At 63.4% G+C, this 23,588-nt stretch carries 22 protein-coding genes; 9 read left to right on the top strand and 13 right to left on the bottom strand.

Annotated elements, in window-relative coordinates; genetic code table 11:
* Positions 1-82: 82 nt before the first annotated feature.
* From AC07UW_RS10425 to AC07UW_RS10410, 4 genes are all read right to left on the bottom strand, one after another.
* Positions 83-2,797, bottom strand: a complete 2,715-nt coding sequence (locus AC07UW_RS10425; RefSeq protein ID WP_495211995.1) for an XVIPCD domain-containing protein — start codon at positions 2,795-2,797, stop codon at positions 83-85.
* Between the two features lie 41 nt (positions 2,798-2,838).
* Complete coding sequence (locus AC07UW_RS10420) at positions 2,839-3,501, bottom strand: imm11 family protein (protein ID WP_495211994.1); 663 nt, start codon at positions 3,499-3,501, stop codon at positions 2,839-2,841.
* A gap of 149 nt (positions 3,502-3,650) precedes the next feature.
* Entirely contained in the window at positions 3,651-4,196 is a 546-nt protein-coding gene (locus tag AC07UW_RS10415; RefSeq protein WP_495211993.1) for a cold-shock protein, read from the bottom strand.
* A gap of 46 nt (positions 4,197-4,242) precedes the next feature.
* Positions 4,243-4,599, bottom strand: coding sequence for a hypothetical protein (locus AC07UW_RS10410; protein ID WP_495211992.1), 357 nt, complete (start codon positions 4,597-4,599; stop codon positions 4,243-4,245).
* Positions 4,600-5,336: 737 nt separating this feature from the next.
* On the opposite strand from AC07UW_RS10410, the gene AC07UW_RS10405 reads away from it, so the two are divergent.
* From AC07UW_RS10405 to AC07UW_RS10395, 3 genes are read left to right on the top strand one after another with little or no spacing between them, the layout of a single operon-like run.
* Positions 5,337-7,652, top strand: a complete 2,316-nt coding sequence (locus AC07UW_RS10405) for an RHS repeat protein (protein ID WP_495211991.1) — start codon at positions 5,337-5,339, stop codon at positions 7,650-7,652.
* The gene (locus AC07UW_RS10400; RefSeq protein WP_495211990.1) at positions 7,652-11,497 is read left to right on the top strand and encodes an RHS repeat domain-containing protein; all 3,846 of its coding nucleotides are present in this window, start codon (positions 7,652-7,654) and stop codon (positions 11,495-11,497) included. Before AC07UW_RS10405 ends, AC07UW_RS10400 begins: the two co-directional genes overlap by 1 nt.
* Positions 11,494-11,934 (top strand): hypothetical protein, encoded by a 441-nt coding sequence (locus AC07UW_RS10395; RefSeq protein WP_313250070.1) that lies wholly within the window; start codon positions 11,494-11,496, stop codon positions 11,932-11,934. The genes AC07UW_RS10400 and AC07UW_RS10395 overlap by 4 nt, the downstream gene beginning before the upstream one ends.
* Before the next feature lie 240 nt (positions 11,935-12,174).
* Here the strand turns inward: AC07UW_RS10395 and arr are convergent, their stop codons facing one another.
* Both arr and AC07UW_RS10385 read right to left on the bottom strand, forming a co-directional pair.
* Positions 12,175-12,609, bottom strand: a complete 435-nt coding sequence (gene arr, locus AC07UW_RS10390; RefSeq protein ID WP_495211989.1) for an NAD(+)--rifampin ADP-ribosyltransferase — start codon at positions 12,607-12,609, stop codon at positions 12,175-12,177.
* Positions 12,610-12,734: 125 nt separating this feature from the next.
* On the bottom strand, positions 12,735-12,935 hold the full coding sequence (locus AC07UW_RS10385; protein WP_139784948.1) for an accessory factor UbiK family protein: 201 nt from the start codon (positions 12,933-12,935) through the stop codon (positions 12,735-12,737).
* 169 nt (positions 12,936-13,104) lie between these two features.
* Between AC07UW_RS10385 and AC07UW_RS10380 the strand changes: the two genes are divergently transcribed.
* Complete coding sequence (locus AC07UW_RS10380) at positions 13,105-13,539, top strand: hypothetical protein (RefSeq protein ID WP_080149655.1); 435 nt, start codon at positions 13,105-13,107, stop codon at positions 13,537-13,539.
* A 116-nt stretch (positions 13,540-13,655) separates the two neighbouring features.
* On the opposite strand, the gene ubiK is transcribed toward AC07UW_RS10380, so the two are convergent.
* Positions 13,656-13,910 carry a ubiquinone biosynthesis accessory factor UbiK gene (gene ubiK / locus AC07UW_RS10375; protein WP_080149656.1) on the bottom strand — a complete coding sequence of 85 codons (255 nt, stop codon included), beginning with the start codon at positions 13,908-13,910 and terminating at the stop codon, positions 13,656-13,658.
* A gap of 158 nt (positions 13,911-14,068) precedes the next feature.
* Here ubiK and AC07UW_RS10370 point away from each other — a divergent pair, with 158 nt between their 5' ends.
* Positions 14,069-14,407, top strand: a complete 339-nt coding sequence (locus AC07UW_RS10370; protein ID WP_495211988.1) for a P-II family nitrogen regulator — start codon at positions 14,069-14,071, stop codon at positions 14,405-14,407.
* A 100-nt stretch (positions 14,408-14,507) separates the two neighbouring features.
* On the opposite strand, the gene AC07UW_RS10365 is transcribed toward AC07UW_RS10370, so the two are convergent.
* A complete protein-coding gene (locus AC07UW_RS10365; protein WP_051585083.1) occupies positions 14,508-15,167 on the bottom strand; it encodes an RIO1 family regulatory kinase/ATPase domain-containing protein in 660 nt (219 codons plus the stop codon).
* Positions 15,168-15,607: 440 nt separating this feature from the next.
* Here AC07UW_RS10365 and AC07UW_RS10360 point away from each other — a divergent pair, with 440 nt between their 5' ends.
* The gene (locus AC07UW_RS10360; RefSeq protein ID WP_049465655.1) at positions 15,608-16,513 is read left to right on the top strand and encodes an aspartyl/asparaginyl beta-hydroxylase domain-containing protein; all 906 of its coding nucleotides are present in this window, start codon (positions 15,608-15,610) and stop codon (positions 16,511-16,513) included.
* 119 nt (positions 16,514-16,632) lie between these two features.
* Here the strand turns inward: AC07UW_RS10360 and speE are convergent, their stop codons facing one another.
* Complete coding sequence (gene speE / locus AC07UW_RS10355; protein WP_025874562.1) at positions 16,633-17,484, bottom strand: polyamine aminopropyltransferase; 852 nt, start codon at positions 17,482-17,484, stop codon at positions 16,633-16,635.
* A 179-nt stretch (positions 17,485-17,663) separates the two neighbouring features.
* Between speE and speA the strand changes: the two genes are divergently transcribed.
* Together speA and AC07UW_RS10345 are read left to right on the top strand one after the other, a co-directional pair.
* A complete protein-coding gene (gene speA, locus AC07UW_RS10350; protein WP_025874563.1) occupies positions 17,664-19,553 on the top strand; it encodes an arginine decarboxylase in 1,890 nt (629 codons plus the stop codon).
* Positions 19,554-19,596: 43 nt separating this feature from the next.
* Entirely contained in the window at positions 19,597-19,917 is a 321-nt protein-coding gene (locus AC07UW_RS10345; RefSeq protein WP_033832425.1) for a DUF6122 family protein, read from the top strand.
* A 118-nt stretch (positions 19,918-20,035) separates the two neighbouring features.
* Here the strand turns inward: AC07UW_RS10345 and AC07UW_RS10340 are convergent, their stop codons facing one another.
* From AC07UW_RS10340 to AC07UW_RS10330, 3 genes are read right to left on the bottom strand one after another with little or no spacing between them, the layout of a single operon-like run.
* Entirely contained in the window at positions 20,036-21,355 is a 1,320-nt protein-coding gene (locus AC07UW_RS10340) for an ATP-binding protein (protein WP_495211987.1), read from the bottom strand.
* Complete coding sequence (locus AC07UW_RS10335; protein ID WP_025874566.1) at positions 21,352-22,011, bottom strand: response regulator transcription factor; 660 nt, start codon at positions 22,009-22,011, stop codon at positions 21,352-21,354. Before AC07UW_RS10335 ends, AC07UW_RS10340 begins: the two co-directional genes overlap by 4 nt.
* Positions 22,011-22,301, bottom strand: coding sequence for a PepSY domain-containing protein (locus AC07UW_RS10330; protein ID WP_025874567.1), 291 nt, complete (start codon positions 22,299-22,301; stop codon positions 22,011-22,013). Before AC07UW_RS10330 ends, AC07UW_RS10335 begins: the two co-directional genes overlap by 1 nt.
* Before the next feature lie 156 nt (positions 22,302-22,457).
* Here AC07UW_RS10330 and AC07UW_RS10325 point away from each other — a divergent pair, with 156 nt between their 5' ends.
* Complete coding sequence (locus AC07UW_RS10325) at positions 22,458-22,892, top strand: PepSY domain-containing protein (RefSeq protein ID WP_025874568.1); 435 nt, start codon at positions 22,458-22,460, stop codon at positions 22,890-22,892.
* Positions 22,893-23,048: 156 nt separating this feature from the next.
* Here the strand turns inward: AC07UW_RS10325 and AC07UW_RS10320 are convergent, their stop codons facing one another.
* Entirely contained in the window at positions 23,049-23,540 is a 492-nt protein-coding gene (locus AC07UW_RS10320; protein WP_025874569.1) for a hypothetical protein, read from the bottom strand.
* Between the last annotated feature and the right edge of the window lie 48 nt (positions 23,541-23,588).

Genomic DNA, 23,588 nt, shown 5'->3' with positions numbered 1-23,588 from the left:
TGGGTGTCTAACCTCGCCCGATATCAAGTGGATCAGCGTCACTCAGCCAGACCCGCTGCCGAATCCCTACGTCACGCTGCCCTCAGCCCATCCGCGGCCCCTGCCGGCTCTCCTCACGCTGCTGCTCCTGCGTCTGCGCTTGCGCCAGCTGCTGCGACCGCTCCTGGTCCTGAGCGCCAAGGCTCCGGTTGGCCGCTGCATACTGCTGCTCTGGCGCGACGGCCAGCGCGTCCTGCGTCGGCATTTGCACCCGGTTGGCGGCGGGGTCTGATGACGCGCCCGGCCCCGAGCGCGTCACGAACAATGTGGTACCCGCAGCACGGGTTTCGGTGGCCTCATTCAATGCCATGTCCACTTTGTCGCCGGGCTTGAACCCGGCCTCTGCCGCAAGCCTGTAGGCAGAGGCCAGCAGGCGATCACTGCTCTGGTCCCACGGCTTGTTGTTCTTTTCATCCAGCATGGTTACCGACGAGCGCAACTGCTCCAGCAGCCCGCTGCCATCCGGGCGCAGGGCTGTGCTGTGGTGTCGGTCTACGTCAGCGTCGTGCTGCGTGGCAGGCCTGGAGGTGTGCGGCGGGGATGCACTCGGCGCGGGCTCGGGTATGGTGGGTGCGCGCGGCGGGGTGCCCGCGGGTTGCTGCTCCTGACCTGCGGTAGCGCGCTGCGCGTGTGCCTGAGCAATCTCCTCTGGCGTGGTGACGGAAACGATCTGCATGCGCTCGTCATCCTTCCCCGCCAAGGTGGCCAGCGAGCCATCCTTCTGTACCTGCAGCATGAAGGTGCCAAAGCTGGGCACGGTGCGTGCGTGATCCTGGGCAACCGCGGCTACAGCGTCATCAATCTCTACTGCGCTTCGCGCAATACCGGCGCTTCGGTAGGCGTCCACCACTTGGCTGCGCAAGCCGTACTCGGTTGGCGTGGGATTGGCCCGGGCAATGTCCGCCATGGAATTCAGCTCCTGCACACCGGCCTGCTGGCTCTGACGCGTGCGATTGAGCTCCTCGATGATGCTGCCCTCGGCCGGGTTGGTGCCATACACCCAGCCCGGGGTGTGCCACTGCCCGTTGGCGTCCTGTGTGTACTTCTCGCCGTTGGAAGCGCGCAAGGGCTGGGTCTGGGTCTGCGCGTTGGCGATCACCGCCGGTACCGGCTCGATGGTGGCGAACTCGTGCCAGTTGTACTGGTTGAACGCTACCTGATAACGGGCGGCGAGTGCCTCCGGCGTGTTGGCGGCGTTCTGGGCAATGATGCGCTGCGATTCCAGTTCCAGATGGCCGGCCTTTTCCGGGCTGACTGACACGCTGTGGTCGAAAGGGACGCGCCCATCAATCATTGCGTGGATGGAGAGGTTCCATTCGCCGTTGTGCGGGCTGCGCACGTAGTGGCGGTTGGTTTCAAACGGTTCGCGCGGTGGCGTGTTCTCGCCGCCGGCATCGAGCTTGAACGGGTTCTGCGGCTTGGGCAGGTTGGCCATGCCCAGCGAATAGGAATCGTTGGCAGCTTTGTAGTTCAGTTCATCCACCAGCCGGCCACCGGCGACCATCGTGGTGTCGCGGTAGCTTCCGTCGGGCTGCGGCGTGCGCACGCTACGGCTCCAGGTGCCATTTGCATCTTCCGGGTCGCGGCTCCATTCGTTGCCGCTGCGGTCCACCTGGGTGTAGACCGCTTTCTTGTCCTGGTACTGGGCCCAGTACTCACCGGCGAAGCCACCGGCCACGCCGCCCAGCAGCCCGGTAGCCAGCGCACCTGGCCCGGTCCACGAGCCGGTAACCACGCCGTACCCGGCGCCCAACAGGAAGCCGCCGCCAAAGCCGCCCGCGGTACGCCCCACGAAGTGCGTAGCGGCAGATCTGGCGCCAGCGTCGTTGCCCTCGCTGCGCAATTCGGCCACGCGGTGGCCGGTGATGGCGAAATCCACGGCCAGTGCAGCGACACCAGCGGCCCCGAGTACGCGTGTGCCGGTAATCTGTCCGCGCGCGGCGACGGCAGCTTCGGCGGCGCCTTCCGCAGCGCCCGCTCGCCCTGCAGTGCCCGCCAGTTCTGGGGCTGTGGTTGCCGGGCCAGGGCGCACGATGGCCAGCGGCATTTCCGGGTTGAATGCAGTGCGCACGCGCACGGCAGTGTGCTCGGTCAGCGGTAGGCGGCCGCCCTGGTTGGCCTCTTGAATTGCGGTGCCCAACGATGCGCGGCCGCCCCAGCGCTCGCTGAGGGTGGAGTTGCCGGGTTCGTCGATGGCATCCAGTGCCAACTTCACGTTGGCTTCGGACTGGGTGACGCCGCGCCAGCGCAGCTCGGAGGGGTTGAGGGTCTTCAGTTCCGCAATCTGCGTGGCGTGGGTACGCTGGTAGCCGTCCAGATCAGAAAAGAAGGTGCGGACCTTGGCGTTGGCTTCCGCCGGGGTCATGTTCTCGGGCGTGTTGGTGACCAGGTCGCCGTTGAGGATGCCGGCGCGAAGGGTATGTTCGAGGTTCTGGATGCGGGCACCCATACGCTCGGCAGCGGCAGCCCGCACATCCGGCGGAGTCTCCTTCGACAGCAGGGCTCGGCCATCGTACGTTTCCGCGAGGTCGTCGAGAACGAACTTCAGCTGATCCGAATACGCACCCAGAGGGCCGCCTGAGTGTGGCGAAATACCCAACCTGGTTGCCAGCGCGGGGTTCGCGGGCAGGTTGAGAATGTTGTCGGGTCCGTGGAGCGCGAAATGACCACTCCTGGCAAGCGATTTCAGCAGCGGGCTCTGTTCGAACGCAATCTGTTCGATCAGATGGTGTCCCTGAAAAACCGGTGTGTCGGCCATGCGCACCACCTCATTCAAGAATCCGTTTGAAAGAGCTCGTCTTAAATATCGGCTACATCGCGCAGCCGTACGCCGGAGAAGTTGCCCGCAGTCAATGCATCAAACATCGCGCGGTCGCAGACGGGAGGTGCTCCCATGCGATCCTGGCGGAAGATATGGGCATCTCCCACAACATCCTGTTTGAACACCAGGCTCGCTCCGCCGACGAGGCTGTAAAGCTTCTCGTCCTCGCCGGTCTGATAATTGTGGTCGAGCTTGATCCTCACGCGCGAAGCGGCTTCATCCAGGGCATCGAGTCTGCGCAGCACATTGCCCAGGTAGTACCGAGGGCCGGGGCTGCCGTCAGCAAGGCTGAAGTCGCATGCCACAAATGCAAATGCCTCGGGGTCCACCTGCTCAAACAGCTGCTTCAACGGCTCCGACACAATCCATATGCCAGCGAGCTCTTCCAGATCGCGTGGCATGCCGCCCTTCTGCGGTACATGAACCAGGTGGGGACGCTCCGGATACTGGTCTGGCGTTCCGTCAGGACGCGAGACGACATTCATCCCCGGATCGATCAGCTTCTCTTCGTTGGCGATTTCTATGCCGGGAACCCTGCCGTTCCCCGGGATGCCGGCGTCGATCAGGAAAAATTCGCCCCTGTGAGATGCGGCTTCGGCGGGAGCTTCAATGGCGGTCGGTTCGGTCACGAGGGCTTCCATCATGGATGCGGGGGCAGGACGGGAAAGCAGTCGAGCCGATGCTAGCGGGGCTGCAGCGCAGCCACAAGTTCCACCGAAACGGTGCCGCGATACCCGATTTACGTGAATCTCGGGAAAATTCGGAACAATGCAAAAGATGGTGCTGCCATTCATTCGACTGCCTGCAGTAGTCCGCGGGATGGACGAAGAGACCAGGGGGAATCCTGCCAACCGCGGCCCGGGTCCTCAAACAGACACCGCCGCTGATCAGGCACCACCCCGCCGAAGCGCCCAAACCGCGCCTCAAGCCACGATGGCCCAGCACTTTCCACCAACAGCTGCCCTTGGCTCTGGTGGAGATCCAACCAGCGCTCGAAACTGATGCGAAGGCGTTCGATGTCCGGCGCCCGCCACCTGGCATCGGCGGGCAGCCGGATCAGCACGCGCGAGGGGGCATTCTCCACGTCCATCACCAGAACGCCCTTGCACCGGATCTCGAAGGACGTCACCCCGGCATAGCGCGTGTGCAGTTCAAAGCCCTCATCTGCTTTGGCGGTCACGAAGCCGAGTGCATCACTGTGCAGCAGCCGGTAGTCGGCTGGCTGCAGCTTCTGGTAGGCCCACACCTGATCGCCCACTGGCTCCGGCCACCCCGCCCATATCGCGCCGATCACCACGATGCACACCGCCGCCGCGGCAAGCCCACGCTTCTTCATTCATCACCCCGCACAAAGACAGAACGTCACGCCCACAAGCGCGCCCTCAGTCCTGTGGCCGCACGCGTTCGTGGATGAAGGCCGTGAGTGCGATGTCGGCCATCACCAGCCCTTCCATCACCCGGTCGCCCACGTACTGGTCGGGCTCGCCGTTCTGGCGCGTGCGTTCGGCCGCCAGCAGGATCTCCTGCACAATGCGCTGGCCCGTCAGCGCGCAGTCGGCGTCGGACAACGCCATCTGCCGGCTGCGCAGGTGATGGCGCTCGGGCCAGGGCTGACCGTCTGCGGCAGCGCCGGCGCCGATGCTGTGCAGGATGGCGATGAGGCTGTTGGGGTTCAGGGCAGGGGCGGGCGAGGGCGCTTCCTGGATGGGGCGTGGGGAAGGGGAGTGCGGCGTGGTCATGGCAGGCTCCGTGCAAGCAGGCAGAAGCCGCCACCGATAAGGGTGGCGGACGATGCGTGGCTCGAAAACCGGTTGCTGTTGTAAGGCCGGCGGGTACAAGACCCCCACGCACCGCCCGCCATAGCCGGCAGACGGATTGCCAGCCGGCACCACGCGTGGTGGTGCCGGCTGACAAGCGTAAACAACAACAGCAATCGGGTTTTCGACGCCCGGCCACCCCTTTTCGGTGGCCCTACCAGAGTTGCCTGATGTTGTTTGGAATGCCAAGGGGTTGGGGCCAAAGCCGCCAAAGCCCGAGACGTTTTTGGCATTGTCGCATAGCGTGGAACGCTGGGAGATGCCTAGGGGGCATGGCTTGAAGTGATTCTGGGATATGGTCGCCAGACGTTTCCGTTGAACAATTCTGAACGCGGCAAATGCGACACAGCCCGCCCGGCGGCCGTTGAGTGCCTGCCCAGTGCGTGCAGGGCGACCAGTGACTTACTCGATTTCAGGCTGCCTAGTTAAACCGTCTGCAAAACCATGCGACGGCATCCTCGGATTATTCCTCCGCTGCTTTTCGGGTACATCCGCAGTGGCTGGCGGAACCTGGTTAGGAAAAAACCTACAAGACGATGCGGGGTTGTCTGACGAGAGAGCGATCGGATGACCATGCAGAATCGGCAACGCTGTATGAACAGATTGTTCATTCTCGCCAGGGGGACATCATGGGATGCAATGGATGGAGGCTCGCTCCAGTGTTGCTGTGCTTCGCTGCGGCGTCGGTTTCGGCGCAGGAGTTCGTGGAAGCCGAGTCCGAATATGCCAATCGCGTTGGCAAGGCCCAGCAACTAGGGAAGCTTGATGCAGGCGCCTTCGGCGAGAGCATTTCACTGTTCAACGGGCAGTTGAGCTTTTCGGTCACAGACATCGCCATCCCGGGTAACGCAGGGCCGCCTGTGGCGTTGACTCGAAAGCGCAGCATCAGTGAGCGCTATTTGTATCAGGACAGCAAGCCTGGCGATCTTGCGGGCTTCTACGATTGGGATGTCGACGTGCCCCATCTGGAGGGCGTCTTCAGTGCCCGCGGTTGGGTAGTCGGGCCCGATAATGATGTGAATCGCTTCCAGCGCTGCTCACAACAGAAGCGGCCCTACATCGGCGATGGCGGCATTTCCTATTACCCGGAAACCGTGTTCTGGAACGGCTATGGTCTGAACCTGCCGGGCGACGGGGGCTCGCAGCTGCTGGTGGCATCGGCCAGCGTCCCTATGCCCGCCGATGGGCAAAGCTACCCTTGGGTGACAACCGGCAACGTACGCGTGCGGTGCTTGCCGCAGACCCAGAACGGAGTGCCTGGTGAGGCGTTCCTGGCGGTCACGCCGGATGGGACGAAGTACTACCTCAACTGGGTCGTGACGCGCGAAATGACCCGGATGAATTACAAGGATAATCCGCTGGCACCAACCCGGTCGCTGTCGCGAACCCATGTCTTTTTCATGGCGACGCGCGTGGAGGATCGTTTCGGCAACTGGGTCAATTACGGATACAACGGCGACAAGCTGACGTCGATCACCAGCAGTGACGGGCGTGCCATCAACCTTGTATACGCCGGTGACCGCGTTGTCAGCGCCTCGGCTAACGGCCGAACATGGACCTACCAATACCGCGAACCCGGCGTACTGGGTTCACGTATTGATGGTGGACTGGCTGCCGTAGTGCTTCCCGACGGCACGCGGTGGACCTACACCGTGAGCGGCACGCTGCGCCCACCCAATTTTGGACCTACGCCGGAGGGCTCCGAGTGCGATCCCCGTATGGGAACCGTCTACGGCCCCTACAGCTACGCGGTTGGTCATCCGGCGGGTGCGGTGTCTACCTACTCACTGGCCTATCGCTACTTCTACCGCGCTACCGACATCAGCCCGTGCTCGTCGCCTGAGCAGACACCCTATATCGGTGTCTGGAACCTGCAGCAGCGGACCATCAGTGGGCCGGGCCTGCCATCAATGACAACCACCTATGGCTTCCAGGATGGCTTTTCAGCCGAGGGTCGCTGGACGACGGTGACCGAGCCTGACGGAAGCGTCACCAGCTATCTGTTCGGCGTGCGGCCGCGCGTCGATGAAGGCAAGGTGCTGGAGACCCGAACCGCCAATGCTGCGGGTGTGACGCTTCAAGGCGTGAAATACCAGTATCTGAGCAAGGAAGAGGCTGCTGGGCAGTTCATTCCTCTTGTGGGGCAATCGCTGAGCATCATGACCCCAACCGAAGGACTCATCGAGCCGCAGAAGCAGGTCGTCACCACGCGTGAGGCCACGGCATATACCGAGCGGGTGGATCTATTCGACCTCTTTGCGAGGCCGGTCCAGACCTACAGTGGAAGCGACCTGGCCGTGGCCAAGGACAGGGTTGTATTCCATGACAATCTCGCTAGCTGGACCTTGGGCCAGAAAGAACGCGTGGAAGATGTCAACACTGGCGTCGAGCAACATCGTACCGAGTTCAATGCACAGTCCCTCCCGCATTCCATATGGGTATTCGGCAAGCTGAAGCAAACGCTGGCCTATGACTCACTGGGGAACCTCACGCAGGTGGTTGATGGCAACGGCAATACAACACAACTGCAGGATTACAAGCGGGGCACGCCTCGGCGCATCCTGTACGCCGATGGCACCAGCATCTCCGCCACGGTGGACGACAACGGCTGGCTGTTGAGCAGAACCGACGAAACCGCGGCGACCACTTCCTACGGCTACGACGCGGCCGGCCGCTTGGCTCTCATCCAGTATCCAGGTGGCGATAGCGTGGCGTGGAATGATTCGATCATCAGCTATCAGCGGACGACCGGGTCTGAACGAGGGTTGGCACCGGGGCACTGGCGTCGCACGGAATCAACCGGAAATGCCCGGCGTATCACTTGGCATGACGCGTTGATGCGCCCTGTACTCAGCGAGGACTACGACGCGACCAATCGCAGTTCAACGCTGCGGCAGGTCATTACATCCTATGACCACGCCGGCAGGACGATATTCCAGTCCTATCCCGGTCGCTATCGCGTGGAGGGGCCCTGATGCGACTGCCGACAATGATGGAAGGGGACGTTCAGTCGCGCTGGCTGGGCGCACTGCTGCTGATGATCATGGCGCTAGCGATCAGTCCCGGCGTACACGCCCAAGCCTGGGTCAGGCTGACCGGCCCGGCGCAGACCGTCTACACAGCTCCAGCAACTGTGACCATGACGGTTGAGTTCGGAAGTACCAATGCGGGCCCAAAGTCCGAGTACATCGACAACGTCCGGCTGACGCAGAACGGCGTGCTGGTTACCAATTTCGCTTATGGCGCGTACACGGTGCATGGTCTGCCGCCAGGAACCTATCAGTACATGCTGACGGCGCAGGGTATCCGCAACCTCAACGGAGAGGAGATTGTCAGGTCGCTGCAGAGTGGGCCGGTGGTCATCACCGTCAATGCCCCTCCGGAACCCGTCAACTCAGCCGAGATGGTGTCTGCCTCGCTGTCAACCAATCGCGTGGTGGCCGGCCAGCCGTTCGTGGCGACGGTCACGATGAGGAATACCGGGGAAACCACATGGACCCCGGAAGGCGGATATGCACTCAGCATGCCCAACGACAATCCGGCGTACTGGCAGTCATCTAGCCTACCCGTCCCAGGGCCAGTGCCGCCGGGAGCAACAGCGACCTTCAACGTCACTCTGGTTCCCAGCACGGGCGCGGCCAATGGAGGTTGGTATGGCGTGTCATTCCAGATGCACAGGAATGGGAACTGGTTCGGGCTTGCTTCAGGCCAGATCGGTTTCTTTATTTGGCAACCGGTCAACGGCGCTGAGTACCACAGTCAATCCGTAGCCAGTGAAATGAAGACTGCGGGAAGCCAATCCGCCGTAGTAAACATGAAGAACACCGGCGACACCACGTGGTATCCGGGTAGCCACTGGTTGGGGGCCCAGAACCCTACCGATTCAACACTTTGGGGCAGCGCGCGCATTGCACTACCTCGCGCGGTAGCGCCGGGCGAATCTGTGGACATACCTGTGCCGATGCAGGCGCCGACAAGTCCAGGTGTCTACAACTTTCAGCGACAGATGTGGGCAGATGGGAAAGGCTGGTTCGGGCCTGCCACGCCGAACGTGGCGATCAACGTGACAGCGCCAGTGAACAATGCGCGGACTGAAGAGGGAGGTGGCTTCCCGATCGAAATGCAGACCGGTAGCACGATGCAGATGCGCCTTCGCTTTCGCAACACGGGTGAGACGACGTGGAGCAATGGAGCGGGCTATGCTCTGGCAACCGAAAATCCCGCCGACAATACCGTCTGGAGTGCCGCGCGCATTCCCCTGCCGTATGATGTGCCGCCGAACGGCATCGTCGAATTTCTATTCACGATCACTGCACCTTCGGTCGCCGGGCAATACCCGCTGCAGTGGCGGATGAACCAGAATGGAGTAGGTCGATTTGGCGATGCAACGGCCAATACCAATACCCGCGTAACGCTTCCGCCTCTGAAGGGTACTTGGACCGAGTACGATGCGCTGGGACGCCCCACATCGGTTTCCCAGGATACCGAGTCCGGAGTGGCAACGAGCGTCATCACCTACGAGGCGGGCAATCGACGCACCACCGTGGATCCGCGAGGCTATACCACCCGCGTGCAGTACCTTGCGTTCGGTACACCGGCGCAGTCTGATGCAATTGCCATCAGCGCGCCCGAAGGGGAATTTACCGATATTCCCCGGGATCGCTATGGGCGGCCGGCGGCGATCGTACGTCGCAATGCAGACGGCAGCGTGCGCTTGCAACGCACGCTTCTGTACGGTGCTGGCGGGGAATTGTGCAAGGCCATAGAGCCTGAGTCTGGGGCTACTGTCATCGCCCAGGATGGCGCTGGCAACACTCTCTGGACCGCCAGTGGTTTGAACCTTCCGGATGCCGCCAACTGTGATCTGGCGGCGGCCCAGGGATCCGGGCGACGTATTGATCGGGCGTACGATGCGCGCAACAGGATTTCGACGCTGACGTTCCCCGATGGGAACGGAAACCAGACTTGGAGTTACGCCGCAGATGGGCTTCCAACACAGATAGTCACGCTCAACGACGGTGGAGCGACCCAGACTACCAATGCGTACAGCTACAACAAGCGGAGGCTGATGACGGGCGAATCCACATCACAGCCCGGCTGGTTCACTTGGGGGCTCGGCTATTCTTACGACGCCAACGCATCGCGTTCCGGCATCCAGTACCCGAGTGGTATGTTCATTGCATTGGATCCGAATGCTCTGGGCCAGCCAAGCCGCGTCGGCACTTACGTGACTAGCGCTGAGTATCATGCAAATGGCAGCCTTCGCATGTTCACATATGGCAACGGTATTCAGTTCGAGCAGGTGCTCAACGCCCGGCAGCTTCCCTCCCGCATCGCTGCATCGCCCAATGTGATCGGCCTGAATTACAGTTACGATGCGGTTGGAAACCTGAATTCGATTCTCGACACGATGGATTCCGGTCGCAACCGGCAGATGGCCTATGATGGTCTCGGCCGCCTTACACAGGCGGCTTCGGCCGCCTTTGGCGGCGATGGCACTGTCCGCTATACCTATGACGTACTGGACAACATCAAGAGTGCCAGACTGCTGGGCCGCAAGGATCATTTCTATGCCTATGACGGTGCCAACCGGCTGACTAACGTGATGTCGAGCGACGGCGCGACCACAATGGGACTGGCATATGACGCACAGGGAAATCTCTCGATGCGGAATGGGCAAGCCTTCGTGTTCGACATGGGAAATCGACTGCGCTCAGCGCCAGGACCGGAAAACTACCGTTATGACGGTCATGGACGTCGTGTTTTGGCATGGTTGCAGGGCAGCGGATCGATCCTCTCCATGTATGACAGCCAAGGTAGGCTTCGTAGGCAGCAAAGCGAGCGCGATGGGAAAAGTAGGGAGTATCTCTACTTAGGTGCGATGCTTGTTGCTACTTTGGAAACGGGGCCGGAAGGAACAACTCTTTTGAAGTACTCACATCCGGATTTGTTGGGTTCACCTGTCGCAGTTACTGGCGCTTCGGGCAGTGTGATCGAGCGCAGTTTTTATGATCCATATGGAGAGCTTCTGAATCGGCCACTGAATGACGGAGTCGGCTACGCAGGTCACGTCAGCGACAGTCAGAACAGCCTCTCCTATATGCAGCAGCGCTACTACGATCCAAAGGTGGGCAGGTTCCTGTCTGTGGATCCAGTAACCGCCTACGGAGGTCCGCTTGGAGCATTCAATCGCTACTGGTATGCGAATGACAATCCGTATCGATTCAGGGACCCTGACGGACGACTTTCCCGTGGCTCTGGTTTTTCAGACAGGGAATGGAAAGGATTTGACAAGGCGCAGCAGAGTGCCGCCAAGAGCCTTGAGAAGGCGGCGGATAGAATTACCGGCGCGCTGTCGAGTGGGAAGGGTCTGAAAGGCCTTACTCGAGCATTTGAGCGCAACTTTGGCGAAGGTTCCGGTACAGTCGAGAACATGACAAAGGTTGCGTCTGACATGTCGAGCATGGCAGCTGCGCTCCGGGATACCGGGGCGGGCGCGATTCCTGCCAACGGAATGACGACGGCTCAAATTGATGCCAAGTACGGAGGTAATAACGCCGGAACATTGGCTGCTGTCCCTACCAGTGGTTCGGCACAAGTAATTGTGAATACAAGTCATGCCGAGTTCAGGAGCCAATCGACTCTTGCTTGGGCGGCCGGGCATGAGACCGCGCATGCTGTGTTTGGATACAAAGACACGCTGTTCAATGGTGAGAAGGGATACAAGTTTGGCTCGCCGGCGGAGAGGGATAGCTTTGAGCAGTTCCCCAGTTCACAGCGATTGACCAATCCAGATCATCTAATGGACTTTGCCCGATGAAGAATTTATTTGGATTTTTCCTCGTGGTTTTTCTGGCAGGGGGCTTGTGCTCCTGCTCGCATGGAATCATCCGCCCTGCTGCGGAAAATTACAGGGTGGATGTTGTCGATAGGACCGAAGAGCGCCGCTTTGATGTTTCACTCGTCTCGAACGACGACCGCGCGTTGTGCGTCTCGAAGGAGAGTTGGCCGGACGCCACAGGTGGCTTTTCTGTAGTCAGAGATGACACGTTTGTGCTGGCGGGAGGAGCTCGACTGCAGGCCCATAGTGGGCTGATGAGCGCGTATTGCCCAGGGGGCTGTGGAGAGCACCGCGTTGAACCGCACGGTGCGTTGAGGGGGTTCATTTCCTATGAAGCATTTGCAGGCTCCAAGGTGCTTGCAGGCGAAGGACGAAAGGAACTCCATTTTTCAGTGTCGCCATACTACTGTCGCTGATGATCTCGTGCACGAGATCATCAGCGACCTGCGATTGCGAGAGGGTTCCTGCCTCTGTGCGTCGCTTGTATGATGAGCGGAAACGCATCTGCTTGTGATGTTTAACGCTCGGTAGCGTGCGGCGCCCACTGCCTTTCGTGCAGGCATTTGGCAGGATTCGGCACGTGCCCGGCTAGGTGTTGCCAGCTAAGTCCGTACGTGAGTGTCCCCCGAAATGCCGCGTCAGCGTCTTCCCCTCCATCAATTGATGATCTCTCCACTCCCCGACGCCACAAACGCCCGCAACTGCCGAACGAACTCCGCATCGTAGGCTTCCCACTCCGCAATCTCCCCAACAACCCGCAACGGCTCCACACTCCGATACGACCGCGTCGGATTCCCGGGAAACTTCTTGTTGGTGACATTCGGATCGTCCTCAAACGGCCCGGTCGGCTCCACCACATACACACGCGGTCGCCCCTCACCCCGGGCCATCTCCGCAGCCAGCCCGGCGCCCTTGGCAATCGTGGTGAAGTAGATGTGGTTCATCACCACGCTGTCGCGATAGTTGGAGCGGAATCCCGCGCTCAGCAGTTCGCCCACTGCGAGGTTGGCCTGGGTGCCGTGATAGAACGGCCCGGCAACCTGGTCGCAGGTGTCATGCGAAACGGGTGTCCATTCGGTGTCCTGTGCCATCGGCACTGCCCCTACCTGTCCTGCCGGATCGACAGGCCGGCGAGTCTAGGGCGCCGGGCGGGCCTTGCGGCAAGGCCCCTTCAGGGAAATAATCTGTAAGTGGGAGGCGCGGTGCGCCTCCTTTTTCATTCTGCCTTGCCGCGGCCTTCCAGCTCGCGCACCGCCGTTTCCAGCGCATCCAGCTTCTCGCGGGTCTTCAGCAGTACCGCACGCTGCACTTCAAACTCTTCGCGGGTCACCAGGTCCAGCTTGGCCAGCCCTGCCTGCAGCGTGCTCTTGAAGGTAGCCTGCAGCTCCTCGCGCGATTCGCGCAGGCTCGGCGGCACCCGGTGGTTTCGCGCCGGCTGCGTGCAAGCGCTATGCTCCGGGCCGGGGTACCGCAGAACGCCGCTGTAAGGGCGTGTCGTGTACACGCTGTTTCGGGCCTCAGCCCAAGCGCGTTGAGGGTTCCGTCAAGTGCTGGGAGGCACGTCAGCAAAGGACCGCGAAGGACAAATGACCATGAAGCCAGCGTGTGCCGCGTTCGTGCTGACCCTGATGCTGCCGGCATGCGCGCATCGTGTCGCGACCACGGTGGAGGTAGAGCCCCGCGACGAATTACTGTGCGCCATCGCGGGCAACCCCAGCCAACACGATGCGGAAGAGGTTGTGTTGTCCGCAACGTACATAACGGATAACCGGCACTTCGAGATGTTGCGCAATTCCCATTGCGGCGAGGGTGGGTACATCCTGGTGATCGGCAGGCATGGGTCGTCCGATTCGGTCAAGCGGTTCTACGCGGAACAGAAGCGCATCTGCTTGAAGCGCGATGCTCCAGCGGTGTGCAACACCACGGCCGTCGTGGAGGTATCTGGGCGGGTACGGCTGCAGCCGGAGGGCCTCGTTGTCTTGGACATTGAGGAGGTCCGGTCGTTCCGGTTCAATGAGTAAGCCGCTGCCCCGGGCAGATACTGCGTGTAGACCATGCTGGAGTGAGCTCGTTGGGCATGACACAAAAAGGCCCGCAATCGCGGGCCTTGTTGTTCACGGCCGCAGGGGCGGTCCACTCAGCCGGCGTCGCTGCGGCCCTGTTCCAGCTCGCGCACCGCCGTTTCCAGTGCATCCAGTTTCTCGCGGGTCTTCAGCAGCACTGCGCGCTGCACTTCAAACTCTTCGCGGGTCACCAGGTCCAGCTTGGCCAGCCCCGCCTGCAGCGCGCTCTTGAAGGTGGCCTGCAGCTCCTCGCGCGATTCGCGCAGGCCCGGCGGCACCAGGTCGCTGAGGCGACGGGCGAGGTCATCGATTTGGTTCAGGTCGATCATGGGGTGCTCCGTGGGGTGGTGGGCCTGCGCATCCGGCGCGGCCACGGCGGTTCGGCGATAAGGATACTGCCGGCCCCGGGCTGCCGGACAGGCGCTGGGGGTTTCGCACCGGCAGCGTTCAGGCGCTATCCTCCACGCCGGAATACAGGAGATAGACGATGAAGATGGTCATGGCGGTGATCAAGCCGTTCAAGCTCGACGACGTGCGCGAAGCGCTGGCCGAGCGCGGTGTTACCGGGATCACGGTGACGGAAGTGAAGGGCTTCGGTCGCCAGAAGGGCCATACCGAGCTGTACCGTGGCGCCGAGTACGTGGTCGACTTCCTGCCGAAGGTGAAGCTGGAAGTGGCGGTGACCGACGATCAGGTGGACGTGGTGGTGGAAGCCATCGTGAAGGCGGCGGGCACCGGCAAGATCGGCGACGGCAAGGTGTTCGTGTACGAGCTGGGCAGCGTGGTGCGTATTCGTACTGGTGAGCTGGACGCGGACGCGTTGTAAGCCGCCGAGAGGGACGTGACCGGCGAGGTTTTGCGTCGCCGGAACGAAGAGCGGTCGAGCAAGCTCGACCTCTACCGGTAAAGCGGGTGAAGCGAAGCGCCTACCGACGCTTGGCCCACTTGTAGAACCGCTTCCAGCCTTGGCGCACGGCCGCCACCCAGCCGGGGTCGGCCACCAACGCCGCCTGCGCAGGGCTCGGCGCCTGCCCGGTCACGCGCTGGCGCATCTTCAGCAGGTTCTTCATGTCGCTGCGGCTCAGCTGCCGGCTCAGCGGGTTGCGGCGCAGCCAGCGCGGTACGCGCCAGGCCGAGGTGAAATCCAGCAGTACCGGCACGCCGGCGCTGACCACCACGTTGGTGCCATGCAGGTCGTTGTGGGTGATGCCGGCGGCATGCAGGCGGCTCAGCGCGTGCTGCAGCTGTTCGAATACTTCATTGCCCACGGCCTGCGCGGTGCTCAACGTCTGGCCGGGGATGAATTCCATGCCCAGTGCGAGGCCACCGAGGGTGCCGAGCAGGGCCGGGGCGTGCTTCCAGCCGCCCAGCCGCTCCAGCATGCGCGCCTCGCGGCGCACCATCAGCCGGGCGATCGGCGACACCGGGGTGCCACGGTAGCGGGAGTAGTCCTTCACCACCGCCGGACGGCCGTCCAGGCAGGTGCGGTAGACATCGGGGGCGAGGAAACGCTCGCCGCGCTTGAGCAGCAGCGGCGCCACGGCGTCATCGCCGCAGGACGGGGAGGGAGTGATGGAAGGGATCATGTGGGGTCTCGGGCGACCCGGTGGGCGGCGCTGAAGCGTCAAGCGAACCGGTACGACGGGGGGACTGGCTAAACTTTCGTTAAGTCAATTTTAGTACCGGCAAGTTCGCTATTCCACGATTTGTCGGAGAAATGTCGGCGTCGTGGCTGGAACAGTTCGTCGCGCTTTTTCGGACAATTCTGTCTCACTTTGCGAAAAGCAATTTAATTTCAATGGCTTGCAAGTATGGCCGGCAGCGTTCGCGGCGCAGCGCTGCGGCCCACGCACGCTTGGCTTGACCCCGGCGCACGGCCTGCCGACCATAAGCTGTTACACGCGACATCGACGGCCGCACCCACCCGGCACGTCCCCGTCTCCTGCCGCGTTCCCCCACTGATGCCGGCCCTGCGGCCGCATCGCCCTGTTTCCCTGTCCGGCGCGTGCTGGAGGAAAGTGCTTTGATCATCAAAATCGTACTTGCGGCGCTGTTCGTGTCCTGCGTGCTGTACATCCACTTCCGTGGCAAGGTCCGTGCGCGCTGGTCGCGCCAGCTGCTGGACCACTCCAGCTTCATGGCCCCGATCAACGTGGTCATGTACATGTTCTCGAAGGTGCCGACCACGCCGTTCCTGGACCCGGGCAAGGAATTCCCACAGCTGGAGCCGTTGCGGCAGAACTGGCAGATGATCCGCGACGAGGCACTGGCACTGCGCGATGCGCAGGCGATCGCCGCGTCCAGCACGTTCAACGATGCGGGTTTCAATTCGTTCTTCCGCCGCGGCTGGAAGCGCTTCTACCTGAAGTGGTACGGCCCCTCGCACCCGTCGGCCAAGGCGATGTGCCCCAAGACCACCGCGCTGCTGGAATCGCTGCCGGACGTGCGCGCGGCGATGTTCGCGCAGCTGCCGTCGGGCAGCGAGCTGCGCCCGCACCGCGACCCGTTCGCCGGTTCGCTGCGCCTGCACCTGGGCCTGGCCACGCCCAACAACGATGCCTGCTACATCGAAGTGGACGGCATCAAGAAGAGCTGGCGCGACGGTGAGTGGATGATGTTCGACGAAACCTACATCCACCATGCGCACAACGAGACGCCTGATGACCGGGTGATCCTGTTCTGCGATATCGCCCGCCCGCTGCGCTTCGGCCTGCCGGGCCTGTTCAACCGCTTGGTGGCGTCCACGCTGCTGGCCGGTGGCGCCTCGCCGAACCTGCCGGGCGACCCGACCGGTGGCGTCAACAAGGCCTTCGGCAGCGTGTACAAGGTGCGGCTGAAGGCCAAGGCGCTGCGCGAGCGCAGCGTGGTGGCCTATCAGGTGATCAAGTGGGGCCTGGTGGTGGCGGTGATCGCCGGTATCTGGGCGCTCTGATGCGTTGGGTTTGATGAGGTTGCCGGCCAGCGGCCGGCACTACCCGTAAAAACAAAAACCCGCGCTGTTGCCAGCGCGGGTTTTTGCTTTGGTAGGTGCCGACCGTTGGTCGGCACGCCTTACTTCAGCGCCGCCTTCACGAACGGCGGGGTCACCAGCACGCCGGTGTGCAGCGCAGCGGTGTAGTACAGGGTGTCGAAGGTCTTGGCGGCCGAATCGGCCTGGCGGAAGTCGAAGCTGCTGTCGCCCTTGCGCGCCAGGGTCACGCTCCACCAGCCGGTGGGGTAGCACGGCTGCGGGAACGGCAGGGTCTTGAACGAGCCGAAGCCGGCCTTGCCCATCTCGGTGCGCATTTCGTTGATCAGCTCCAGCTGCATCAGCGGCGACTCGGACTGCTGCACCAGGATGCCGTCGTCCTTCAGGGCCTTGAAGCAGCTCTCGTAGAACGCCTTGTTGAACAGGCCTTCACCCGGGCCGACCGGATCGGTCGAATCGACGATCACCACGTCCACGCTGCCGGCCGGGCAGTTGGCCATGTAGGCCACGCCGTCGTCGAACATCAGCTCGGCGCGCGGGTCGTCGTTGGAATCGCACAGTTCCGGGAAGTGCTTGCGCGCCATCACCGTCACCTGTTCGTCGATGTCGCACTGGGTCACGCTCTCCACGCCCTTGTGCTTGAGCACTTCACGCAGGGTGCCGCAGTCGCCGCCGCCGATGATCACCACGCGCTTGGGCGCGGCGTGGGTGAACAGTACCGGGTGGCTGATCATCTCGTGGTAGAAGAAGTTGTCCTTGCTGGTCAGCATGATGGCCCCATCGATGGTCATCAGGTTGCCCCAGTCGGTGGTCTGGAAGATCTCGATCTTCTGGAACGGCGACTGCACTTCGTCCAGCTTGCCGGTGATGCGGTAGCCGATGGCCGAGCCGGTGCGCTCGAAGTGTTCGATGTACCAGTTGCTGTTGTCAGTCATGGGAAAGCATTCCTGTTCGGAGGGGATGGAGCCGGGCTGAAGGCGGGGTGCCACGCATCCGGACGGATCGGCCCGTTCAGGTTCAGACCTGCCACGGGCGCGGGCGCGCATGATAACGAACCTGTGGGCATATAGGCGTTATCATGCCCCCCCTTTTATTTGCCACAAGGCCGACTGCAATGACCGATTGGTCCCTCGACCAAGCCCGCAAGACCTACTCGATCCCGCACTGGGCGGATGGCTATTTCGACGTGGATCAGGCCGGGCACATGGTGGTGAGACCGACCGGGGCGGATGGCCCGGTGGTGTCGCTGCCCAAGGTGGTCGATGCTGCGCGCGCGGCTGGTGCCAAGCTGCCGCTGCTGGTGCGCTTCCCGGACATCCTCGGCCAGCGCCTGGGCAAGCTGCAGGCGGCGTTCGCCCAGGCCCAGCAGGATTGGGACTACCCGGGCGGCTACACCGCCGTGTACCCGATCAAGGTGAACCAGCACCGCGGCGTGGCCGGCACCCTGGCCAGCCACCACGGTGAAGGCTTCGGCCTGGAAGCGGGCAGCAAGCCGGAACTGATGGCCGTGCTGGCGCTGTCGCGCCCGGGCGGCCTGATCGTCTGCAACGGCTACAAGGACCGCGAGTACATCCGCCTGGCCCTGATCGGCCGCAAGCTGGGCCTGCAGACCTTCATCGTCATCGAGAAGCCGTCCGAGCTGAAGCTGGTGCTGGAAGAATCCAAGGCGCTGGACGTGAAGCCGGGCCTGGGCGTGCGCATGCGCCTGGCCTCGCTGGGCGCCGGCAAGTGGCAGAACAGCGGTGGCGACAAGGCCAAGTTCGGGCTGTCGCCGCGCCAGCTGCTGGACCTGTGGAAGTCGCTGCGCGATACCGAATACGCCGACTGCCTGAGCCTGCTGCACTTCCACATGGGCTCGCAGATCTCCAACGTGCGCGACATCGCCAACGGCATGCGCGAAGCCACCCGCTACTTCGTCGAGCTGTCACAGCTGGGTGCGAAGATCACCCACGTCGACGTGGGCGGTGGCCTGGGCGTGGACTACGAAGGCACCCGTTCGCGCAGCTTCTGCTCGATCAACTACGGCCTCAATTCGTACGCCAGCAACATCGTGCAGCCGCTGGCCAACGCCTGCGAAGAACACGGCCTGACCCCGCCGCGCATCGTCACCGAGTGTGGGCGTGCGATGACCGCGCACCACGCGGTGCTGATCGCCAACGTGTCTGAAGTGGAACAAGCGCAGGAAGGCCGCGTGCCGGACCAGCACGATGACGAGCCGGCTTCGATCCGCCACCTGCGCGAGATCCACGAAGAACTGGACGTGCGTCCGGCGGTGGAGCTGTTCCAGGAAGCACAGCACTTCCATGCCGAAGGCCTGTCCAGCTATGCGCTGGGCCAGATCGACCTGCCGCAGCGTGCGCGCATCGACGATCTGTTCTATGCCATCGCCCATGGCGTGCGTGCGCGCCTGAGCTACGACGAGAAGAGCCATCGCCCGGCGCTGGATGAACTGAACGAGCGCCTGGTCGACAAGTACTTCGTCAACTTCAGCGTGTTCGAATCGATTCCCGATGCGTGGGCGATCGACCAGGTGTTCCCGATCGTGCCGATCGAGCGCTTGAACGAGGCGCCGGATCGCCGCGGCATCATCGCCGACATGACCTGCGATTCCGATGGCATGGTCAAGACCTACGTCGAGAACGAAAGCCTGGACAGCTCGCTGCCGCTGCACGCGATCAAGCACGGCGAGAGCTACCGCATCGGTTTCTTCATGGTCGGTGCCTACCAGGAAATCCTCGGCGACATCCACAACCTGTTCGGCGATACCGACGCGGTGGAAGTGCTGGCCGATGCCGATGGCTATGCCATCACCCAGCAGCGCCGCGGCGATACCACCGACGTGATGCTGGACTACGTGGGCTACAAGCTGGATGACCTGCGTGCGGCCTACGCCGAACGCGTGGCATCGGCGGACCTGTCACCGGAACGCGCGCAGGAACTGTCCGAAGCGCTGGAAGCGGGCCTGACCGGTTACACCTACCTGTCCGACGAACCGTTGATCTGAGGGTGACGGGAACGCCGGGCATGGCCCGGCGCTACCGGTGCTGATGAGCGCCCGCGCGATCTTCCATCTGTTCCTGCATGCCGCCGTGCCAGCCCTGCTGGCATGGCTGTTCTGGCGCAAGCGCTTCGCCTCGGCGTGGTTGCTGCTGCTGCTGGGCTGGATCATCGACCTGGACCATCTGTTGGCCGATCCGATCTACGCCCCGAACCGCTGCAGCATCGGCTTCCACCCGCTGCATACCGCACCGGCGATTGCCGTGTATGCCGGGCTGTGCGTGCCGAAGAAGACGAGGCTGGTGGGCATCGGTTTGATGATCCACATCGTGCTCGATGCCATCGACTGCTGGTGGATGCATCACCGCTGAGGCTTGGTAGATGCCGACTTTGGTCGGCGCTCTTGATGCGTGTCGACCAAGGTCGACACCTGCAGGGTGGCGCATGATCCGGTAGCGCCGGGCCATGCCCGGCGAGCGCAGCGGCGCGTCACCCCATCGGCAACCACAACGTGGCGCGCAATCCCGGTTGTGCATTCTCCAGCGCCAGCCGGCCACCATAACTGGCGGCGATATCGCCCACGATGGCCAGGCCCAGGCCGCTGCTGTTTTCGCGCTCATCCAGCCGCACGCCACGCAGGGTCACCTGCGCCAGCGCCTCGGCTGCCAGCCCCGGACCGTCGTCGCGCACATCAATGCGCAACTGCTCTTCTTCCGCACGCGCGGTAACAGTTATTTCTCGTTGTGCCCACTTGCCGGCGTTGTCGAGCAGGTTGCCGAGCATCTCTTCCAGGTCGGCGCTGGCACCGGCGAACTGCAGGTCGTCGGCAATGCCCTCGGCCTGGAACTGCAGCGCACGGTCGCCATGCACGCGCGCCATCAACCCGCATAGCGCCTGTGCAACCGTGGCCACCGGCGTGCGATCGCGATGGTCGGCGGTCAGTCCGGCGGCAAGATAGCGATCGACGCTGGCCTGCATGCGTGCGCCCTGTTCGCGCAGCGTCGCGCGCCACGCGCGGCCCTCGCCATCGACTTCGGCGGCGAGCACGCTCAGCGGTGTCTTCAGCGCATGCGCCAGATCCTGTGCGCTGGTGCGGGCGCGGCTGACCATGCGTTGCTGGTGGTCGAGCAGGGTATTGAGCTCCTCACCGAGCGGTGCGATTTCAGCGCCCAATCCGGCCGTATCGATGCGCTGTGCATCGCCGCGGCGCACGCGTTCCAGCTGCGCACCGAGACGCTGCAAGGGCCGCAGACCGAAATGTACCTGGCTGGCCAGTACCGCCAGCCACGCCGCCACCAGCACGGCCAACGCCATTGCGCTGCGTTGGCGGAATGCGGCGACGTCCGCATCCAGCGCACTGCGGTCGGTGGCGACCACGGCGACATAGGGTTGGTTCGCGCGGGGCAGGCGCACCGGCTGCACGCGCGCGCGCAGCGATTGCTGCAGCGGGCCCGGCAGATTGCGTTCGGCCGTGCCAGTGGCGGCCACTGGCAGCGTTTCGTCCCACAACGAACGTGACTGCAGCAGCACCTTCCCGCTGCCATCGGCGATCTGCCAGTACGCGCCGGAGAACACGCGCTGGAAGCGCGCATCGTTGGGTTCTTGGCGCAGCTGCAGCTGGCCATCGGCATCGATCTCGGCCTGCGCCAGCAGGGTCAGCATGTCCTGCTGCAGTTCGTTGTCCAGGCGGTCGCGCGCGCTGCGCTTGAACAGTTCCCCCAGCAGCGCACTGGCCAGTGCCGAGACCAGCAGCAGGCCGATGCCACCGGCCAGCAGCAGCCGGCGTCGCAATGACGGCTGCCGGCTCACGGCGCGGCCAACCGCCAGCCCTGGCCGCGTACGGTCTGGATCAGGTCGGTGCCGAGCTTGCGGCGCACCCGCCCCAGCAATACGTCCAGCGCATTCGAATCGGGGTCATGACCGCCATCGAACACATGTTCGCCCAGGCGGTCGCGGCCGATCACCTGGCCGCTGTGGTGGATGAAGTAGCTCAGCAGGCGGAATTCCTGCGGGCTCAGCGCCAACGCCTGGCCATCCAGGTCGAAGCGCCCGGCATTGACGTCCAGCTGCAGTGGACCGCACTGCAACCGTGGACTGGCATGGCCGTGGCTGCGGCGGATCAGCGCGCGCAGGCGCAGCACCAGTTCGTCGGCCTGGAAGGGTTTGGTCAGGTAGTCGTCGGCGCCGGCGTCGAAGCCGGCCAGCTTGTCATGCCAGCGCCCGCGTGCGGTCAGCACCAGCACGGGAAAGTCGCGGCCGTTGCCGCGCCAGCGTTCGATCACGCTCAGGCCGTCCAGCCCGGGCAGGCCCAGATCGACGATGGCGGCCTGCAGGTCTTCCACCTGGCCGATCTCCTCGGCCTGGCGACCATCGGCCACCACCTCGACCACGTAACCGGCCTGCTCCAGCAGCGGCTGCAGGCGCTCTGCCAATGCGGCATCGTCTTCGGCCAACAGGATGCGCATCAGTCGTCCAGCTCCGTCTTCAACAGCCTGCCGTTGCGCGCATCATAGTCCAGCTCCACCACCACGCCGTCGGCGCGCAGGATCTCCACTTCGTACACGCCATCGTCCAGTTCCACTTCCAGCAGCTGGCCGGGGTGGCGCTTGAGCGCATCGCGCACCACGCCTTCCAGCGGCACGTAGCGGCCCTGCTGCACCGCGCGGCGCGCGACCTGCTGCGCCGGGTCCTGGGCAGGGCCGGCGGCGGTCGGGGCGCTGGCCAGGGCCAGCAGCAGGGACAGGGAGGGCAGGATCGGCACGTGAGTGGCTGGAAGCATGGGAACAAGTGACAGGCGCGAGTGTGCCGCCGCCGACTAACGGTTGGCTAACAGCGCCGGCTAAGCCGCTGTTAACCACGCCGTGCATCGTGGCGTTGCCGGGATGGTCCGGCACCGAACAGGAGAACCCCCATGTTGAAGTCGCTCACCCTCGCCACCGTTGTCGCCCTGGCCGTGGCCCCCGCCGTACAGGCGGCACCGCTGGGCATGGCCCAGGTCGAACAGACCCTGCGCAAGGCCGGCTACACCCAGATCCATGAGATCGAGCGGGATGATGGCCTGTGGGAAGCCGATGTCAGCCGTGCCGACGGTCGTTTCAGCGAGGTGTATGTGGACCCGAAGACCGGCGAGATCTTCGACGAGCACGATGGACGTGCGCAGCTGAGCACCGAGCAGGTGCTGGCCAAGGCGCAGTCGCAGGGCCTGCGCGAGATCCATTCGCTGGAACGCGATGGTGCGACGTGGTCGCTGGAAGCGCGCAATGCCCGCAACCAGAAGGTGGAAGTGCGCCTGAGCGGTCATGACGGTCGCATCCTGCACAGCGAGCGCGATGGCTGGCTGGATTGACGCCCGATTTGGTAGATGCCGACCTTGGTCGGCGCGGGGAGCAGGGTGTGTCGACCAAGGTCGACACCTACCTGGTAGAGCCGGCCGCTGGCCGCCTGCTGCACGGTGTTTCCGGGATCAGGAGGTACCCGGCCAGCGGCCGGCCCTACCGTGCGCTTACCAGCCGTAAGGCGGCGGGTAATCCCAATAGCCCGGGCCACCACCGTAATACCCACCACCGCCGTACGGCCCGAAGAAGCCCGGGCCCTTGCCTTCGCTCACGTGGATGTTGACGTTGACCCCACGGGTCTTGCCTTCATCGTTGGTGTAGTTCTTGCTGAGATTCAGCGTGGCGGCGTTGTAGTGGGTGTTGCCGTAATTCTTGGCATAGCCGATGCCGGTGGTGAAGCTGCCGGAGACCTTGACCTTGTCGTCCTGCACGTCGGCGATCCTGCCGTCGCCGTGCACGCGCGGGCCGGTCTTGTCGCCGTAGAACGTGCCGGGCGGATCCTGTTGCAGCGTCGGATCGTTGAGATAGCGCATAGGCGTCTGCGGCACGGACAGGTCCAGGCCGGACGCCTGCGGCGCGGTGGCGCCGGCGGCGGACTGCGCCAACGCGGTCCCGGGCAGGGCGGCCAGGCACAGCAGCAGGGTCAGGGGGCGGATCATGACGGCACTCCAGCGCAGAGGGGCCGCGCAGCACGCGGCGGTACAGGC

The organism is Stenotrophomonas sp. GW821-FHT02D01, from assembly GCF_059421765.1.
Note: the sequence above shows the minus strand (reverse complement) of the source record. Positions and strands in the feature narration are given on the sequence as shown.

Excerpts from the sequence above, each read along its gene's own strand:
- AC07UW_RS10425 (WP_495211995.1), bottom strand. The coding sequence starts at position 2,797 with ATGGCCGACACACCGGTTTTTCAGGGACACCATCTGATCGAACAGATT.
- AC07UW_RS10420 (WP_495211994.1), bottom strand. The coding sequence starts at position 3,501 with ATGGAAGCCCTCGTGACCGAACCGACCGCCATTGAAGCTCCCGCCGAA.
- AC07UW_RS10415 (WP_495211993.1), bottom strand. The coding sequence starts at position 4,196 with ATGAAGAAGCGTGGGCTTGCCGCGGCGGCGGTGTGCATCGTGGTGATC.
- AC07UW_RS10410 (WP_495211992.1), bottom strand. The coding sequence starts at position 4,599 with ATGACCACGCCGCACTCCCCTTCCCCACGCCCCATCCAGGAAGCGCCC.
- AC07UW_RS10400 (WP_495211990.1), top strand. The coding sequence starts at position 7,652 with ATGCGACTGCCGACAATGATGGAAGGGGACGTTCAGTCGCGCTGGCTG.
- AC07UW_RS10395 (WP_313250070.1), top strand. The coding sequence starts at position 11,494 with ATGAAGAATTTATTTGGATTTTTCCTCGTGGTTTTTCTGGCAGGGGGC.
- arr (WP_495211989.1), bottom strand. The coding sequence starts at position 12,609 with ATGGCACAGGACACCGAATGGACACCCGTTTCGCATGACACCTGCGAC.
- AC07UW_RS10380 (WP_080149655.1), top strand. The coding sequence starts at position 13,105 with ATGACCATGAAGCCAGCGTGTGCCGCGTTCGTGCTGACCCTGATGCTG.
- ubiK (WP_080149656.1), bottom strand. The coding sequence starts at position 13,910 with ATGATCGACCTGAACCAAATCGATGACCTCGCCCGTCGCCTCAGCGAC.
- AC07UW_RS10370 (WP_495211988.1), top strand. The coding sequence starts at position 14,069 with ATGAAGATGGTCATGGCGGTGATCAAGCCGTTCAAGCTCGACGACGTG.
- AC07UW_RS10365 (WP_051585083.1), bottom strand. The coding sequence starts at position 15,167 with ATGATCCCTTCCATCACTCCCTCCCCGTCCTGCGGCGATGACGCCGTG.
- speE (WP_025874562.1), bottom strand. The coding sequence starts at position 17,484 with ATGACTGACAACAGCAACTGGTACATCGAACACTTCGAGCGCACCGGC.
- speA (WP_025874563.1), top strand. The coding sequence starts at position 17,664 with ATGACCGATTGGTCCCTCGACCAAGCCCGCAAGACCTACTCGATCCCG.
- AC07UW_RS10345 (WP_033832425.1), top strand. The coding sequence starts at position 19,597 with ATGAGCGCCCGCGCGATCTTCCATCTGTTCCTGCATGCCGCCGTGCCA.
- AC07UW_RS10335 (WP_025874566.1), bottom strand. The coding sequence starts at position 22,011 with ATGCGCATCCTGTTGGCCGAAGACGATGCCGCATTGGCAGAGCGCCTG.
- AC07UW_RS10325 (WP_025874568.1), top strand. The coding sequence starts at position 22,458 with ATGTTGAAGTCGCTCACCCTCGCCACCGTTGTCGCCCTGGCCGTGGCC.
- AC07UW_RS10320 (WP_025874569.1), bottom strand. The coding sequence starts at position 23,540 with ATGATCCGCCCCCTGACCCTGCTGCTGTGCCTGGCCGCCCTGCCCGGG.